This window comes from Ruegeria sp. D6 (assembly GCF_056534365.1).
Genome location: NZ_JBQFPH010000005.1, coordinates 34,933 through 52,210, shown reverse-complemented (window position 1 = coordinate 52,210; position 17,278 = coordinate 34,933). Strand labels below are relative to the sequence as shown.

Sequence of the window (17,278 nt, the reverse complement as noted above, 5' to 3'; positions counted from 1 at the left end):
ACCATGTTGGACACGCAGCAGGCGGTTGTGACCGAGGATTTTCAAATCCCGTCCGGCCCGGCAATGTTGTCGGCGCGGCTTTACCGTCCGGTTGCCGACCCCGAAAAGGTGGTCGTCATAAACGGTGCGACTGGGGTGCCGAGGGATTACTATCAGTACTTCGCCCGATGGCTCGCCGAAGAACAGGGCATGGCCTGCCTGACTTACGATTACCGGGATTTTGGTCACTCTTTGGTGGGTTCGCAAAAGCGGTCAAATGTCACCATGGCCGATTGGGCGTTGATCGACATTCCATCCGCCCGGGCCGAGATGCGCCGACGGTTTCCGCAGGCCAAGCTATGGAGCATCGGTCATTCCTTGGGCGGAATGTTTGGCCCGATCCAACCCGATATCGATCAGATCGACAGGATGATCTGTGTCTGTTCGGGTCTGGTAACGCTGGCGGATCACCCTTGGCCTTATCGCGCTTTGGCGGCGTTGTTCTGGTATGGTCACGCGCCGCTGGTGGTCAAGGCGCTTGGCTACCTGCCCGGGCGGTTGGTCGGGTTTGGATCGGACCTGCCTGCCCAAGTCTATTGGCAATGGCGCAAATGGTGCACCGCCCCCAAAAGCTATGTGCCAGAGATCGGCACGACACTGCCCGCCGCCCGCTGGAAAGACTTGGGCAAACGTGTCGATCTGTTTACCTTCGCAGATGATGAAATGGTGCCGCCGGATGCTGTCTGGCGTCTTGCCGATCTCTATGGACCCAAAGCCGGGCGCCATCTGCTTGCACCAAGCGAATTCGGAGTGTCCAAGATCGGCCATATCGGTGCATTCGCAAGACGGAATGCGGCAGTCTGGCCTAGACTGATCGCCTGATAGCGCTGGGCACCGGTAGGTCGGTGCCCAGCTTCGTTATAGCCCTTTACGGGATTTTTTCTCGTGCATCACGCTGCGCACCATCTTGCCGAACGCCTTGTCGCGGGCGCGGGCCTGCGCCACCGAAGCGGAATTGTGTTGGTCTTCGCGCCGCAGCTTGCGCCAGCGGTCCAGCCGCGCGGGATCAAGCGTACCAGCGTCGATTGCCGCCTGCACCGCACATTCGGGCTCGGTCTCGTGCTGACAATCCGAGAAGCGGCAATCCAGGCTGAGGTCTGAGATGTCCGAAAATACCTCATCCAACCCCTCCTGCGCATCCAGCAGACGCAACGCGCGCATGCCGGGCGTATCGATCAGCCAGCCGCCATTGCGCATGCGATGCAAGGCGCGTGCAGTTGTTGTGTGCCTGCCGCGCGCATCATCTTCACGGATACCTGCGGTGGCCTGATCCTGCCCCGTCATCCCGTTGGCGAGCGTCGTTTTCCCAACGCCGGATGATCCAAGCAAGGTGCTGGTTTGTCCTTTCGGACACCACGACAGAACTTGTTCGAGATCGCCGTGATCCAGCGCGTTGACCGCAAGTATCGTCAGAAACGGGGCGAGCGATTGGGCCTGATCTACATAAAGGCTCGGATCATCGCACATGTCCGACTTGGTCAGAACGACCACCGGATAGCAGCCTGCCTGATGCGCCAGCGCAAGATACCGCTCCAATCGTGGCAGATTGAAATCGGCGTTGCAGGAACTGACGATGAACAGCACATCAACATTTGCAGCGATCAGCTGCGCCGCTGCCCCTGTACCTGCGGCCCGGCGCTGCAGCAGGCTGCGCCGGTCCAGCACGCGGCGTATGCGTTTGTTTTCATCCGCCAGAACCCAATCCCCAACGGCATATGCGCCGGTTGATTGATCCAGAGATAACAAAGGCGATTCACCTTCAGGGCTCAGCCCGATCAGTCGATCCCGGTGTACGGCCGAGATGCGATACGGAAGAAGTGACGGATCAGCCGTATGCTGAGCCGCGAAATGAGAGGACCATCCGAGGTCCGAAAAGGAAAGTAACATTGGTCTGCCTGTGATCAGAAACAGCAATCCCGTCGAATGGCAATCGCGCATCCGCCGGCGACGTGTTCAGGCAATCAGTTGATCGGAAAGGATCAGAACCGGTCTGCCCGAAGGGTTTTTGTTACAATCATAAACGCCCTCCTGCGGCTGATAGGTTCTAAGTGAGAGGTTGGACATCGACCCAAGCGGGGCTCGTTGTGGCTGCTTCCTTCCGGACCTGACCAGGTTGGCGAGGCGCTCGCCCGCGCCAACCTCTCAAAGCCGATATAGGTGCATCCCCTGAAAATGGCAACCCGTCAGAAGGTCAGATGAATACGCATGAAACCATCCGCATCGTCGGGCAGAATGCGTGGATGATACTCAGCAAGTTCTGCAACATGGTGTAGCGCGCGCGGCCCCGTTGTCAGGATCGCGCCCTGCCTTTGGTTTGGTACAAAAGAAAAGGGGCGCGGTGCATGCGCGAGTGGGTCGGCGGGCAATGTGCCCGCGACGTATTTGCATAGAATATCCTGTATGCTGATCTGAGGCAGGTCAATCATACGGGCTTGTCGCGCAATTGGAAAATGACCACCGCCATTGGCGCGGTAGTTATTGGTGGCGACAAGGAAACTCTGGTCAGGCGCAATCGGCTGCCCATCGAATTCCAGGTTGCGTATGCGGGAAAATGCCGGATCAATCACTCGACCGAGCGTATCGAACCGCGCCGGTTGCGAAAGATCGATCTGGTAGGTGACGCCATGCAGGACATCGAAGTTGAAGCCCGTGCGCTGAGGATCGGCAAGATCGATCGGGGCGTCTGAGCCAAGTTGATGGAACAGCCCGGCTGACATCTCAAGCCAGTCCCGAATCTGAGAACCTGAGGCCAGCACCGCGCGCAATTCATTAGGAAAGACACTGAGATCGGCGATATGTCGAACTGAAATCTCGCCTGAGGGGATATCCGTGTAGTACTTGCTTCCTGCGCGCCCGCCGAACTTTGCCGGGGCGGCTGACGATATGATATGCAAATCTGCCCAGTCGGTATCGACCAAATGCGGGCGTAGGGCAGCGGCCTGAGCCGCCGCAACCAAGGCCAGACCGCGATCCGGTACGCAATATGTGAAGTAGCTGTGCAGCGTGTGTGGGATTGTGCCCACTGGCCTGGTCACCCTTTTGCGCGTCGCAGCGTGGCCGGTCGCAAACAGCTCTGTGATCCTTTGGCATTCGGGTATTTCTGTGCCCGATTGAGCGATTGCCCGCGCTTCGACATGGCTGCCTGTAATGCGCCAATCGCCGGTGGTATCTTTTTGCAGTGTCAGATCAATGATCCCAAGATGAGACCCGGCCCAACCCTGCATGACAACCGGCGTTCCATGCACAAACCCCCGCGTACTGTCGACGAATGGATAACCATCATGCGCCTTTCCGGGCAGTGTCAGATGGGTGTGGCCTGCGACGACGGCATCAATCAGCGGCATCTCGGCCAGCGGGATGATCGCGTTTTCCATATCCGGCTCGGCCATTGCCGATCCCAGTCCGGTATGCGCAAGGGCGACAATCAGGTCGCAACCTTGCACGCTGAGATCTTCAGCAGCGCGCCACGCAGCGGCCAGAATGTCTGTTACCACGACCCGGTCCGTTAGCAGATGTGCTTCCCACTGTGCGGTTTGAGTGGGCAAAACAGAAAGAACCCCGATGCGGATTGCGGTGTCCTGTCCATTTAGTCTGACAACCCGATGCAGAATCGTGTGTGCATCCCAACCTTGTTCGGTCTGAGTGGTTTGCATATTGCTGCAAATCATTGGGCAGGCGGTTTGGCGAGCGATGCGATTGACGAGTTCCAGCCCAAACCCGAAATCGTGATTGCCCAATCCGATCGCGTCATAGTTCAACGTGTTGAACGCGCGTGGCAGGGGATGGGCGTCTGGCACGTTTTCAGCTGCCCAGTTGCCAAATGGCGTTCCCTGCAGGCTATCACCATTGTCAAACAACAGCACAAGGGCGTCATCGCGTTCAGCCTGTCTACGCGCCTCGTGAATCAGGTTGGCGGTACGGGTCAAACCAATCGCGGGTTCGGGGCGATCCGAATAGTAATCATATGACGTTAGGTGCATGTGTAGATCGGATGTAGCAAGGATTCGAATCCGTGCGCCATCATCTGCATCTCTTGGTTGTCGCATTAAATGCTTTGATTTCAATATCTTCAACTTCTAGCTGTCAGTGTGCCAACGTTTTCACCATGGGGTCGATTTAATGCAATTTCCGGGGCGATGCTGCGGTCATTCCGCGGCAGGGTCGAAAAATGTTTGGTCGATACCCGTTGCACGATCAGGTAAGACGTGGCAGCCCTTTGCGCGGCAGTCAGGAACGGCAGGCATGAAACGCGCAGAACAGGTGACATTTGGCGGCTCGGCACTGGATCGGGCGGGTTTGCTGCGCGGCGACGCGGACAAACTGGCACAGGTTTATCGTGACCCTTTGGCAACATGTGTGTTGCTGTGGCGCGGCAAACTGTTGGTTGAGGGTGAGGCACTGGACCGGCTCGTCCGGCTTCCGATGACGCACAAGATTCTCGAACAGGGCCCGGGCGGTGTGATCGAGCAACCGATTTTCCTTGGAAAATCCGAGGATGGATCGTCGCTTTTTGCCATGGACATCTCGGGCTGGGCGGCTGAAGGGCTGGATTTATCCGGTGTCGGAGATTTTGTCGACCGCAGCGAACAGCAGCACCCTGATCTGCCCGAGGGGTGTGTCTTTGCCGAGCTGCGCCGCATCATGACACGCCTCAACCCACGAGACGCAGAGATTGCGGCAACCGCCAAGGCGGTGATCGGCTGGCACGAAACGCATCAATTCTGTGCCCGATGTGGTGCCCGCAGCGAGATGTCTCAGGGTGGATGGCAGCGCAGTTGCCCGGCCTGCGACGGCCAGCATTTCCCGCGCACCGATCCTGTGGTCATCATGTTGATTACCCATGGCAATTCGGTGCTGATGGGGCGCTCTCCGGGCTGGCCTGAAGGCATGTATTCGCTTTTGGCTGGTTTTGTTGAGCCCGGTGAAACGCTGGAAGCCGCTGTGCGGCGCGAAGTGATGGAAGAGGCGGGCGTGCCCGTGGGTGCGGTGAGCTATCTCGCAAGCCAACCCTGGCCCTTTCCCGCATCCCTGATGTTTGGATGCGCAGGCGAGGCGTTATCGCGCGATATCCAGATCGATCCGGTCGAGATCGAGGATGCGATCTGGGTCACCCGGACAGAGATGATGCAGGCCTTCGCTGGGGATCACCCTAAGCTGTTGCCTGCCCGAAAAGGTGCGATTGCGCACTTTTTGTTGCAACACTGGCTTGCAGACACGTTGGACTGACGAGAAACTGAACCCAATCTAGGGCAGAGAAAAGCAAACATGCAGTTTTCAGCGCAGGAAGATATCGATGTCCCAATCGAGACGGTCTTCACCATGGTCTCGGATTTTGAACGCTTCGAACGCAAAGCCTTGCGGCGCGGGGTCGATGTGCGTCGGGTCACGGGGTCGGTTGTGCCGCAGGCCGGAATAAGCTGGGAGACCGAATTCAAGATACGTGGCAAGCCACGTCATATCATTATCGAGATGACTGAATGCGACCGCCCGTCCTTGATGCGGTTCCAGTCCAGCAGCAAGGGAATGAACGGCGACACGGTGATCGAGCTTTTGGCGCTTTCCCAACGTCGGACACGGCTGCGCGTTGAAACATCGCTGGGTGCGAAAACGCTGCCCGCCCGCCTATTGCTTCAATCCCTGAAGTTAGGGCAATCCCGATTCAGGCGGCAGTTCCAGACCCGTCTCAGCGAATTCGCGCGCGATATGGAGGAACGACACCTCCATGGTGTCTGACAACCGAGAAGTAGATGAGCACTTTAACGAGACCGATCATACGCGACGCTGTCGAAGCCGATGCGGATGGCTTGTCCGGTGTGCTAACAGCGCTTGTAGCGGCTGGAAAGCGGACCAAGCCCGCCGACAGCGCCTTTGCACTGACGCATTACATCTGCGACCCTGAGCGGATTCAGTGTAGCCTTGCCGTTGCGCCGGACGGACAGATATTGGGTTTCCAGTCGTTGAAGCTTGCCACCCGAAACAACCCGTATGGCGTTGCGGTCGGGTGGGGCATCATTGGGACGCATATCAAACCGTCCGCTGCGCGATGTGGTATCGGTCGGGCGTTGTTCAAACGTTCTCTTCAAGCCGCTAGGCAGCAGGGATTGCCCGCTATCGATGCTACGATCGGGGCCAATAATTCCGACGGCCTTGGCTATTATGAGGCGATGGGATTCAGAGAGTACCGGCAGATGGATGGCGCGATATGCAAGGTCTTTCGCATGGGGACCGGAGTGACCAACCCGTAGTCCGCCGCACTTTCAGGATGTCGCTCCGAAGGACTCTAGCTACCGTTCTAAGCTGCAAGCGTAGCTGCCCCGCCTATCCAGGCCGTTCCTTTGAAGGGGCGAGCCGATTGCCTGCACTAACCACGAGGTTGCGCCGCCGGATAAACGCCGAGGACCTCTACGTTGGTGGTAAAATGCTCAAGCTCATCCATCGCCAGTTGCACATTTCGATCGCCTGGATGACCCACGATATCGGCATAGAACTGGGTCGCGGTGAAGGACCCGTCGACCATATAGCTTTCCAGCTTGGTCATGTTGATTCCGTTGGTGGCAAATCCGCCCATCGCTTTGTACAGCGCTGCCGGGATGTTACGCACCTGAAAGACAAAACTTGTGATCATGCCGTGATCACCACGGCGCGATTCGTCGGCCTCACGAGACATCACCAGAAAACGGGTCGTGTTGTCGCCCTGATCCTCAATGTGACGGGCCAAAACGTTGAGGCCGTAAATCTCACCTGCCAGCTCACTGGCTAACGCTGCGGAGTGTTGGTCGCCGATCTCGGCGACCTCGCGTGCGGCACGAGCATTATCGGGGCTGACCCTGCCACGAATTCCGTGCTGCTTCAGGAAACCTGCGCATTGTGGAAGTAAGACGAGGTGGGAATGCGCCTCAGTGATATCCTCCAGAGTCGCGCCCGGTACGCCCAACAGGTTGATGTGCACGCGCACAAATGCTTCGTCGATGATGTGCAGCCCGCTATGCGGAAGCAGGCGGTGAATATCGGCCACACGACCATAGGTGGTATTTTCCACCGGTAGCATGGCCAGATCAGCCTCACCTGAGCGCACTGATTCGATCACATCTTCGAAAGTGCGGCAGGGCAGGGCGTCCATATCCGGTCGCGCGTTCCGGCAGGCTTCGTGACTGTATGCGCCGGGTTCTCCCTGAAATGCTATGCGATTGGTCATTTGGTCGTTTCCGTGCAACAAGTTCTTGAATTGGGCGTTTAGTCGCGGTGTCTATACCTTGCGTCTTCTCAGGGGAAGCCTTAGACACCCCGCAGACAGCTGAAATGGACACGCGATCAAAATGTTCGACACGATGACAGTTACCAAAGCCGCAGCCGGCTTGTTTGGCACCTTCCTGGTGTTGCTTCTGGCAAAATGGGGGGCGGATGTCCTCTATAGCTCTGACAGCCATCTTGCCGAAGCTGCTTACATTATCGAAACCGAAAGCTCGGGCGAAAGCGCGGACGGCGAAGAAGTAGTCTTTGAAGATATGTTGGCTGCAGCCGATCCTGAAAAAGGCGCGCGCGTATTCCGCAAGTGCACCGCTTGCCACAAACTGGAAGACGGCGCCAATGGTACAGGTCCTTACCTTTATGGTGTCGTAGATCGCCCGGTTGCCTCAGCTAAAGGCTTTACCGGTTATTCGGCCTCGATGCAGGCGCATGGTGGCAACTGGACGCCCGAAGCCTTGGACGCGTTCCTGGAACGCCCAAGCGCCTATATCTCGGGCACTTCGATGAGCTTTGCTGGCCTGAAAAAACCACAAGAACGCGCCGATCTGATTGCGTATCTGCAGACCATCGGCAACTGATCTGTTGATCAGATTTGCAGGATTTTAAGCCGCTGCCTTGCGCAGCGGCTTTATTTTTTGTCTGAGAAGAACTTCACAAAGCGTTCACGCATTCTAAACTTGCAACTGACAGTGCTGGACCTTTAGCTGGCGGGCACGACAATGAAGATGACAGAAATTCAGAGGACGAGCCTGATGAAACCCCTTCTGCCCCAGATGCGCTTTACCGGAATTCACGCTTGGGCTGCGGCTTTTGGGATTTCGGCGACACTGGTTCTGGGCAGCAGCGATCCTGCCCGTGCCAATGAAGAGGGCGTCACGCGCAGCCACGGGTATTCCTATTTCGGAAATCTGGATTATCCGGCCGACTATCCGTACTTGAACTACGTCAACCCAGACGCACCAAAGGGCGGAGAGCTGTCTTTATCGGGCTCAGGTACGTTTGATTCCCTGAACCCTTATTCGCGCAAGGGGCGGGCAGGCGCTTTGACTACGCTTCAATATGACCCGCTGATCGAAAGTACCGCGGACAGTGTCGGGCAGTATTATGGGGTTGTTGCGGAAAGTATGGAATATGACGAAGGGCGCAATTATGTGATCTTCAATCTGCGCCCCGAAGCTATGTTCTGGGATGGCACCCCGGTGACTGCCGAAGACGTCGTCTATAGTCATCGGTTGTTCATTGAGCAGGGTTTGCCGTCTTATGCGCAAGCCGTCGGGCGCATGGTTACAGGGGCTGAAGCTCTGGATGACCACACTGTAAAATTTACTTTTAGTCCGGATGTCACCCGGCGCGGGTTGATCGAAACCGTCGGGTCGACCCCGGTATTTTCAAAAGCCTGGTTCGAGGCTGATGAAAGCCGTCGTCTGGACGAACCGCGGCTGGAGGTCGCCGTTGGTTCAGGTCCTTACAAACTGGACAGCTATGACATCAACCGTCGTATAGTCTACAAGCGTCGCGACGATTATTGGGGCAAGGATCTGCCGATCAACATAGGCCGCAACAATTACGACACTATCCGGATCGAGTATTTCGCGGATCAAACCGCCGCCTTCGAAGGGTTCAAGGCGGGCGAATACACGATGCGTATCGAAAATGACCCCAAGCTCTGGGCCTCTAGTTACGATTTCCCGAAACTCAGCGAAGGGTTTGTCGTGCAGGACGAGATCGTGGATGGTAGCCCACCGACGCCGTCGGGTTTCGTTTTCAATCTGGGCAAGCCTCAATTTGCCGACAAGAATGTGCGTAAAGCGCTGGCGCTGGCGTTCAATTTCGAATGGGCAAATGAATCGCTGATGTTCGGTCTGAACGCACCGCGCAGTTCATTTGTGCAGGGGACACATCTTGAAGCGACAGGCGTGCCAGAGGGTGCCGAACTGGCGTTTCTGGAAACGCTGGGTGACGTGGTTCCGGCCGAGGTGTTCAGCGAGCCTGCGCTTGTCGTCCACGAATCCAATCCAGCTCGGTTGAACGACCGTCGCAATTTGCGGCAAGCCTCGAAACTGCTGGACGAGGCTGGTTGGCCCGTCGGCGACGGCAATCTGCGACGCAATGCCGATGGGCAGACGCTGAAGGTCAATATTCCGTATGCGTCGAGCATTCCAACCTCGACCGCCACCATGATCGAGACCTATGTGCAGAACCTGCAGTCGATCGGTGTGGATGCTTCGGCCGAGAAAGTAGATCCTTCTCAATTCACCCTGCGGCGGCGTGAGCGTGATTATGATATGGTATATTCGAACCGCTATGGCTCGTTCCTGTCGACCGGTGGTGGTCTCAGTCAGATGTACGGTTCGGAAGAAGCCGCGTTTAGCTTGTTCAACCCTGCCGGTCTTGCCAGCCCGCTTGTTGACGCTGTGATCGAAGCGTCATTCGACACGACAAATCAGGCAGAACAGGATGCTGCGCTGATGGCGTTGGATCGTGTCTTGCGTTATGAGTTCTTCGTCATTCCCGATGGGTATGTGGCGGATTACTGGACGGCTTATTACGACATGTACGAATACCCTGAAAACCTGCCTCCATTCTCGCTTGGGTATCTCGATCTGTGGTGGATCAACCCCGAGAAAGAGGCTGACCTGAAAGCCAAAGGCGCGCTGCGATAACATGGGCGCCTATATCCTAAGACGCCTGTTGCTGGTCATTCCGACTCTTCTGGGCATCATGATCGTCAACTTCACGCTGGTGCAGTTCGTGCCCGGTGGTCCCATTGAACAGATCATCGCGCAGATCGAAGGGCAGGGCGACGTCTTTGCTGGGTTCGCCGGTGGTGGCGACGCCGGAGCCGGGGCCGAGCCCGCAGGTGGTGCCTTTGATGACAAATACGTCGGTGCGCGTGGCCTTCCGCCCGAATTCATCGCTGAACTGGAAAAAGAGTTTGGCTTCGACAAACCGCCACTGGAACGCTTTCTGGGCATGATGGGCAACTACCTGACGCTGGATTTTGGCGAGAGCTATTTCCGCTCGATCAGTGTGATTGATCTGGTTCTGGAAAAGATGCCGGTGTCTATTTCGCTGGGTCTGTGGTCGACGCTGATCGCCTATCTGGTCTCGATCCCGCTAGGTATCCGCAAGGCGATCAAGGACGGGTCGAGCTTTGATACTTGGACCAGCGGTGCGATCATCGTGGCCTATGCTATCCCCGGTTTCCTGTTTGCCATTCTGCTGCTGGTGTTGTTCGCCGGTGGCTCTTACTGGCAGATTTTCCCGCTACGGGGTTTGACTTCGGACAACTGGGACAGCCTCAGCCTGTTTGGAAAGATTACTGACTATTTCTGGCACATCGCTTTGCCGATAATCGCGCTGACCATCTCGGCCTTTGCGACGCTGACGCTGCTGACCAAGAACTCGTTTCTGGATGAGATCAAGAAGCAGTACGTGATGACCGCTCGCGCCAAGGGTTTGAGTGAAAGCAAGGTGCTGTATGGTCATGTCTTCCGCAACGCGATGCTGATCGTGATTGCAGGTTTCCCTGCTGTATTCATTGGTGTGTTCTTCGGTGGATCGATCATCATCGAGACCATTTTCTCGCTCGATGGTCTTGGGCGTCTGGGCTTTGAGGCCGCAGTGGCGCGCGACTATCCGGTGATTTTTGGTACGCTTTTCATATTTGGCCTGATGGGGCTGGTCGTCGGCATAATCAGCGATCTGATGTATGTGCTCGTTGACCCGCGTATCGATTTCGAAAAGCGGGAGGGGTAAATGGCACTCTCCCCTCTCAATCAGCGCCGTTGGCGCAACTTCCGGCGCAATGGCAGGGCGTTCTGGTCGCTGATCATCTTCTCGGTGTTGTTCGGCCTATCGCTGTTTGCCGAGTTCATCGCCAACGACAAACCGATCCTGGTAAAGTACCGGGGTGAAATCTACACGCCAGTCTTCAACTTTTACGCCGAGACTGAGTTCGGCGGTGATTTCCAGACCGAGGCGATCTATCGCGACCCCGAGGTCATGTGCCTGATCGATAGCGGCGGATTGGATCAGTGCTTCGACGACCCCGAAGGTATCATCGACGAAATCAAGGCGGGCACTTTCGAAGCAGATGGGTTTGAGCGAGGCTGGGCCATCTGGCCTCCAATCCCGTATTCCTTCAACACCAGCGTGGACCGCCCGGGCGCTGCACCGCTGCCGCCTAATGGTCAGAATCTGCTCGGCACTGACGACACCAAGCGAGATGTGCTGGCTCGTGTCATCTATGGCTTCCGCCTGTCGATCCTGTTCACTTTATTGGTCACCGGTGTCGCCAGTCTGATCGGCATTTTTGCCGGGGCCATTCAGGGATTCTTTGGCGGTTGGCTGGATCTGATCTTCCAACGTATTATCGAGATCTGGTCGGCGACACCCTCGCTTTATGTCATTATCATCATGTTCGCGATTCTTGGGCGAAGTTTCTGGCTCTTGGTGATTCTGATGATCCTGTTCAGTTGGACCGGATTGGTGGGCGTCGTGCGCGCTGAATTCCTGCGGGCACGAAATTTGGAGTATGTCCGTGCCGCGCGGGCGCTGGGCGTGGGTAACATGACGATCATGTTTCGCCACATGCTGCCTAATGCGATGGTCGCCACGCTGACCTTCATGCCGTTCATCGTGACCGGAACCATCGGTGGGCTGGCTTCGCTGGACTTCCTTGGCTTCGGTTTGCCGTCTTCAGCCCCGTCGCTTGGAGAGTTGACTTTGCAGGCGAAACAGAACCTTCAGGCACCGTGGCTGGCCTTCACTGCCTTCTTCACCTTTGCCATCATGCTGTCGCTGTTGGTCTTCATTTTTGAAGGCGTCCGCGATGCGTTTGATCCCAGAAAGACCTTCTCATGAGCCTTTTGGATGTGAACAACCTCAAGGTCTCGTTCCGGCAGGACGGGCAGGTGAGTGCGGCAGTCAAAGGCGTGTCCTTTACCGTCGACCGGGGTGAAACGGTGGCTTTGGTGGGCGAATCCGGCTCGGGCAAATCCGTGACGGCGTTGAGCACTGTGTCGCTGCTGGGTGATAGCGCAATTGTCGAAGGCTCGGTCACTTATGAAGGGCAAGAGATGATCGGCGCGTCCGAAGACAGGTTGATGGACGTGCGCGGCAACGACATTAGTTTCATCTTTCAGGAGCCGATGACCTCGCTCAATCCATTGCACACGATCCAGAAACAGATGGCGGAATCGCTGGCTCTGCATCAGGGCGTTACCGGCGATGAGGCGCGGGAACGGATTGTAGAACTGCTGACCAAGGTCGGCATCCGAGACCCCGAGGAACGACTGGACAGCTATCCGCACCAGTTGTCCGGCGGGCAGCGTCAACGCGTGATGATCGCGATGGCGTTGGCGAACAAGCCGGACATTTTGATCGCGGATGAGCCGACAACGGCGCTGGACGTCACCATCCAGGCGCAGATTCTGGAGTTGCTGGCCGAACTGCAAAAGTCCGAGAACATGGGAATGTTGTTCATCACCCATGACCTTGGCATCGTCCGCCGCATCGCCGACCGGGTTTGCGTGATGAAGGACGGTGAAATTGTCGAAGCCGGAGTGACAACGGAGATTTTCGACAACCCGCAACACCCCTATACTCGCAAGCTTCTGGAGGCCGAGCCGTCCGGGCACCCCGACCCGGTGGCCCCGGATGCCGAAGAGGTAGCCCGCACCGATCACCTGAAAGTCTGGTTCCCGATCCAGCGCGGTTTCCTGAAACGGACCGTAGGCTATGTGAAGGCCGTAAACGACGCGACCCTCAGCGTCCGTGCCGGGGAAACACTTGGGATCGTGGGGGAGAGCGGCTCGGGCAAGACGACGCTGGCGCTGGCGATCATGCGTCTGATCGCGTCCGAGGGCGGGATCACTTTCCGCGACCAGAATGTGCGCCGCTGGTCAACGCGCGAGTTGCGGCGGTTGCGCAAGGACATGCAGATCGTATTTCAGGATCCGTTCGGCAGCCTCAGCCCGCGGATGACTTGCATGCAGATCATCGCCGAGGGGCTGGCCATCCATAAGGTCGATCCTCATCGCGCCCCGCGCGATCTGGTGGCCGAAGTGATGAACGAGGTCGGATTGGACCCCTCTGCAATGGACCGCTATCCGCATGAGTTTTCCGGCGGGCAACGCCAGCGGATCGCCATCGCCCGCGCCATGGTGTTGCGGCCCAAGCTGCTGGTTCTGGACGAGCCTACAAGCGCGCTGGATATGACCGTGCAGGTGCAGATCGTTGACCTGCTGCGTGAGCTGCAAAGGAAGTACGGGCTGGCCTACCTATTCATCAGTCACGATCTGAAGGTCGTGCGCGCGATGTCCCACAACGTCATCGTCATGCGAAACGGCGATGTGGTCGAGATGGGCGCTGCTGAAGATTTGTTCGAACACGCTCAGACCGACTATACCCGCGAGCTGATTGCGGCGGCGGGCTGACACGCAGCCCGCGTCTTTGATGTCAGGCTATTTCCTTGTTTTTGGCTGACGCGGGAACGGGGCCGCGTAGCTCTTCATAGTGATCGAATTGTAGTTTGACCCAACCGGTCCCGCGGGTAGCACTGGCGAGGGTTCGGTGCAGTTCATCTTCCGCAACGGCGGGGAGTGTCGCATTGAAGATTTCCCAGCCTGAGGCGTTGGGGTTGCCTTCGAAACCTAGGACTTGTCCCTGCAGCGAGCTGATCGTTGGAACGAGATCGCCTACGAAGGTTGACGGCAGATGGATCTCGGCGTTCAGGATCGGTTGCAGCACGACTGGTTTCGCTTCGGGCAGCGCTTCACGCACCGCGTTCTTGCCAGCGGTGCGGAAGGCATAATCCGAACTGTCCACGTTATGGTGCTTGCCGTCGCTGAGCGTCACCTTAACGTCCACCACAGGGAAACCTTCGGGGCCTTCGACCAGTGCGTCCTTGGCCCCGTGTTCAACCGAAGGAATGTAATTCCGGGGTACGGCCCCACCTTTCACCACTTCCTCGAACTGGAACCCCGAGCCGCGCGGCAGCGGAGCGATGGATATGACCACATCGGCAAACTGCCCCGCACCGCCGGATTGCTTGCGGTGGCGATGGCGATGATCGACCTTTGTGCGAATGGTTTCGCGATAGGCGGTTCCGGCGGCCTCGGCCTCGATCTCGATGCCGAAATCCTCGGCGAGTTTGGCGGTCACGCGGCGCATGTGCTGCGGACCTTGTGAGCCCAGAATGGAATGACCGCTCAGCTCGTCTTGCTCCAGGTGCAGGCCGGGGTCGATCTCAACCAGCCGGGTCAACGCATTCGACAGGCGCACGTCGTCTCGCTCATGCGCAGGTGATACGACCTGACGATGCGCGGCTGGATGGGATGAGGCCCATTCCGGCAACGGCGTTGCCGCCGCGCTGTCATAGATAAAGCCAGGATTAAGGTGGTCGGATTTGACAGCAAGGCCGATCTGCCCGGCCTCAAGCGCGCTGATTTGGGTCTTGGCGTCCAGGGTTGTCAGGTTTCCCACAGTTTCGCCACCAAGGGATTCATGTGCTTTCACACCGTCGCCCAGACCACGCAATACGGTGATCTTACCGATATGCTTCTTCACATCTGCAAAGCCTGCGATGGCACGTGCGTTTTCTTCGGCCTCATCCCGGTCAGCTGCAATGTTGAATTCCGGTGCTTCATGACGCAGCGCTTTCATCAAACGGGTCAGACCGTTGCCATGGCTCGCGGCACCGAGGCAGGCCGGGATAAGCTGATGGTTCTGCAAGACCTGTGCGGCCAGCTCGTAGACCTCGTCGCTTGGGGGCTGTTTGTCCTCAATCAGTTGCTCCAGCAGATTGTCATCGAAATCCGATAGGGTCTCCAACAACTCGGTGCGTGCTTCCTGTTCGCGGTCTTCCGCTGATTGCGGTAGCTCGATCAGGGCCGAGGGCTGCCCCTCCTGATACTTCCAGGCGCGCTCCGAGATCAGATCGACTGCGCCGATAATGGTGTCTCCGTCCCGGATCGGCACCTGCCGCAGAGCGATGTGGTGGGTGCAATAGGTCTGCAGCGCAGCAACGATGTCGCGGATGCGGCCATTGGGGCTGTCCATGCGGTTGATGAACAAGAAGCAGGGAATGCCCGCCTCTTCGACCAACCTTAGATACGGGGCACACAGAACGGCGGCATCCGGATCGGGTGGGACAACCACAACTGCTGCGTCCGAGATCGCCATGGCCGGGCCGACATAGGCTAGCGCATCGCCGCCTCCGTCCACGTCCACCGCGCACCACGGTTCGTTTAAATAAGAAAAACCGTGCAGATGCACGGTTCCGGCAACATCGAATGTGGTGGGCCGCCCGTCGAGGCGGCTGATCGCTTCGACCAAGGTGGATTTGCCCGATTGGCTGGGGCCGAGGACGGTGAAAACGCGCATGAGTGCTGTCCCTCTTTCAGGTTGCAGTATGGCTGCACGAAAAGGGCTGTCGAACGCATGCGCGTCGGCAAGAACTGTCTGCGTTTGCCTGCCTCAGGCTGTGAAGAGGTGGATCTCTCCACCCCTTGAGTGTGGAGAAAACCGAAGGCATGCGTCAAGCCCCCGTGCCGGTTTGTAAGGGAAGGTCGCGAAAAACGACCTGCCGAAGAGTGTTCAGATCGCGGAACTATGCCCAGCCTTACTCAGATCATACGTGTCAAAGCTGCGCGCGATCATGCGGGTCAGCGCACGTGCTTCGGGCGGTATGAACAATCCGTTTTCATCCACGCGTAGCAACCCGTCGAAGGCCGCGTTTGCTGTTGCGTACATTTGCTGCAGTTCCGCAGTTGAAATGTCATAATCGCGCAGAATCTCGGCCGAGTTGATTTGGAAATCGCACATCAATGCTTCGATCAGACGCGACCGTAGAACATCCTGACCTTTGAACAAATGCCCGCGCGACGTCGAGAACCGCCCTTCGCGAATGGCCTTCGTGTGAGCCGAGGTTGCCGGTGCGTTCTGCGCATATCCTTGCGGGAAGCGTGAGATCGAGCTGGCACCCAAGCCAATCAGGATTGGGGCCTGATCGTCCGTGTAGCCTTGGAAATTCCGTTTCAATCGTCCAGCGCGCAGCGCATGGGTCAGCCCATCGTCCTGCGTCGCGAAGTGGTCAATCCCGATCTCGGCATAATTGTCCCATAGGAACAGTCGCCGGGCGGTTTCAAAAAGTTCCAGTCGCTGTTCCGGTGTGGGCAGGGCATCTGATGGAATCAACTGCTGGCGCTTGGCCATCCACGGCACATGCGCGTAGCCATAGAGTGCGACCCGGTCAGGGTTCAGCGACAACAGCTTTTGCACACTTTCGGTCATGCGCGCCTTGGTCTGGTGGGGCAGGCCATAAAGGATGTCCGCATTCAGGCTGGATATACCACGCGCTCGGATCATCTCGGCTGCTTCGCGGGTGGTGTCATAGCTTTGAATGCGACCGATGGTTTTCTGGATTTCGTCGTCAAAATCCTGAACACCGATCGATGCGCGGTTCATCCCGGCTTCGGCCAGTGCATCCAGCCGGGCTTCGTCGATCTCATTTGGATCGATCTCGACGGAAAACTCGGCGTCTGGGCCTAAAGGCACAATCTCAAGGATTCGCGCGGCCAGATCCCGCATCAGGTCTGCATTCAACAGCGTCGGCGTGCCGCCGCCCCAGTGCAGCCGCGACAATGTAACACCCTCTGGCAGGCGTGCCGCCAGCAAATCCAGCTCGGCCTTTAGCACGTCGACATAGGCGATGACCGGGTTATCCGTCTGGGTGCCTTGTGTCCGGCAGGCGCAAAACCAGCACAGCCGACGGCAGAAGGGTACGTGGATGTAAAGCGAGATTGAACTGCCCGGAGCAATCCCGGAAATCCAGTCGCTAAACAGATCAGCCCCGACGTCATTGCTGAAGTGGGGTGCGGTGGGATAGCTTGTGTAACGCGGTACTTTCGCGTCAAAAAGTCCAAGCCGTGCCAGTTGAGGTTTCAGTGTCATAAAGATATGACTATAGCTGGAGGGCCCAGGGTAC

At 57.5% G+C, this 17,278-nt stretch carries 14 protein-coding genes and 1 other RNA gene; 9 read left to right on the top strand and 6 right to left on the bottom strand.

Annotation, left to right across the window (positions count from 1 at the left end; all coding sequences use genetic code 11):
- Window positions 1-3: 3 nt before the first annotated feature.
- The gene (locus ACR0A1_RS16235; RefSeq protein WP_480563111.1) at window positions 4-861 is read left to right on the top strand and encodes an alpha/beta hydrolase family protein; all 858 of its coding nucleotides are present in this window, start codon (window positions 4-6) and stop codon (window positions 859-861) included.
- Between the two features lie 36 nt (window positions 862-897).
- On the opposite strand, the gene rsgA is transcribed toward ACR0A1_RS16235, so the two are convergent.
- The 3 genes from rsgA to ACR0A1_RS16220 form a co-directional block, all read right to left on the bottom strand.
- Window positions 898-1,926, bottom strand: a complete 1,029-nt coding sequence (gene rsgA, locus ACR0A1_RS16230; RefSeq protein ID WP_480868367.1) for a ribosome small subunit-dependent GTPase A — start codon at window positions 1,924-1,926, stop codon at window positions 898-900.
- A 159-nt stretch (window positions 1,927-2,085) separates the two neighbouring features.
- An RNA gene (gene ffs, locus ACR0A1_RS16225) (signal recognition particle sRNA small type) lies at window positions 2,086-2,184 on the bottom strand.
- A gap of 38 nt (window positions 2,185-2,222) precedes the next feature.
- A complete protein-coding gene (locus ACR0A1_RS16220; protein ID WP_480868365.1) occupies window positions 2,223-4,085 on the bottom strand; it encodes a bifunctional 2',3'-cyclic-nucleotide 2'-phosphodiesterase/3'-nucleotidase in 1,863 nt (620 codons plus the stop codon).
- Between the two features lie 196 nt (window positions 4,086-4,281).
- On the opposite strand from ACR0A1_RS16220, the gene nudC reads away from it, so the two are divergent.
- The 3 genes from nudC to ACR0A1_RS16205 are packed head-to-tail and all read left to right on the top strand — an operon-like array spanning window position 4,282 to window position 6,284.
- On the top strand, window positions 4,282-5,265 hold the full coding sequence (gene nudC, locus ACR0A1_RS16215) for an NAD(+) diphosphatase (protein WP_480868363.1): 984 nt from the start codon (window positions 4,282-4,284) through the stop codon (window positions 5,263-5,265).
- Window positions 5,266-5,304: 39 nt separating this feature from the next.
- Entirely contained in the window at window positions 5,305-5,772 is a 468-nt protein-coding gene (locus tag ACR0A1_RS16210) for an SRPBCC family protein (RefSeq protein ID WP_170398669.1), read from the top strand.
- 14 nt (window positions 5,773-5,786) lie between these two features.
- Window positions 5,787-6,284 carry a GNAT family N-acetyltransferase gene (locus ACR0A1_RS16205; RefSeq protein WP_170406540.1) on the top strand — a complete coding sequence of 166 codons (498 nt, stop codon included), beginning with the start codon at window positions 5,787-5,789 and terminating at the stop codon, window positions 6,282-6,284.
- A gap of 116 nt (window positions 6,285-6,400) precedes the next feature.
- Here ACR0A1_RS16205 and ACR0A1_RS16200 read toward each other — a convergent pair whose 3' ends face one another.
- Window positions 6,401-7,234 carry a prephenate dehydratase gene (locus tag ACR0A1_RS16200; protein WP_480616339.1) on the bottom strand — a complete coding sequence of 278 codons (834 nt, stop codon included), beginning with the start codon at window positions 7,232-7,234 and terminating at the stop codon, window positions 6,401-6,403.
- A 121-nt stretch (window positions 7,235-7,355) separates the two neighbouring features.
- Between ACR0A1_RS16200 and ACR0A1_RS16195 the strand changes: the two genes are divergently transcribed.
- From ACR0A1_RS16195 to ACR0A1_RS16175, 5 genes are all read left to right on the top strand, one after another.
- Window positions 7,356-7,865 (top strand): c-type cytochrome, encoded by a 510-nt coding sequence (locus ACR0A1_RS16195; RefSeq protein ID WP_170398660.1) that lies wholly within the window; start codon window positions 7,356-7,358, stop codon window positions 7,863-7,865.
- 174 nt (window positions 7,866-8,039) lie between these two features.
- Entirely contained in the window at window positions 8,040-9,950 is a 1,911-nt protein-coding gene (locus ACR0A1_RS16190) for an extracellular solute-binding protein (protein ID WP_480868360.1), read from the top strand.
- A 1-nt stretch (window position 9,951) separates the two neighbouring features.
- The gene (locus tag ACR0A1_RS16185) at window positions 9,952-11,046 is read left to right on the top strand and encodes a microcin C ABC transporter permease YejB (protein ID WP_170398655.1); all 1,095 of its coding nucleotides are present in this window, start codon (window positions 9,952-9,954) and stop codon (window positions 11,044-11,046) included.
- Entirely contained in the window at window positions 11,047-12,153 is a 1,107-nt protein-coding gene (locus tag ACR0A1_RS16180) for an ABC transporter permease (RefSeq protein WP_170398652.1), read from the top strand. It abuts the gene before it with no gap.
- Complete coding sequence (locus tag ACR0A1_RS16175) at window positions 12,150-13,727, top strand: ABC transporter ATP-binding protein (protein WP_170425759.1); 1,578 nt, start codon at window positions 12,150-12,152, stop codon at window positions 13,725-13,727. The genes ACR0A1_RS16180 and ACR0A1_RS16175 overlap by 4 nt, the downstream gene beginning before the upstream one ends.
- Before the next feature lie 22 nt (window positions 13,728-13,749).
- Here ACR0A1_RS16175 and ACR0A1_RS16170 read toward each other — a convergent pair whose 3' ends face one another.
- Together ACR0A1_RS16170 and hemN are read right to left on the bottom strand one after the other, a co-directional pair.
- Window positions 13,750-15,675, bottom strand: a complete 1,926-nt coding sequence (locus ACR0A1_RS16170; protein WP_480868358.1) for an elongation factor G — start codon at window positions 15,673-15,675, stop codon at window positions 13,750-13,752.
- 213 nt (window positions 15,676-15,888) lie between these two features.
- Window positions 15,889-17,244, bottom strand: coding sequence for an oxygen-independent coproporphyrinogen III oxidase (gene hemN / locus ACR0A1_RS16165; protein ID WP_170398643.1), 1,356 nt, complete (start codon window positions 17,242-17,244; stop codon window positions 15,889-15,891).
- Window positions 17,245-17,278 lie beyond the last annotated feature (34 nt).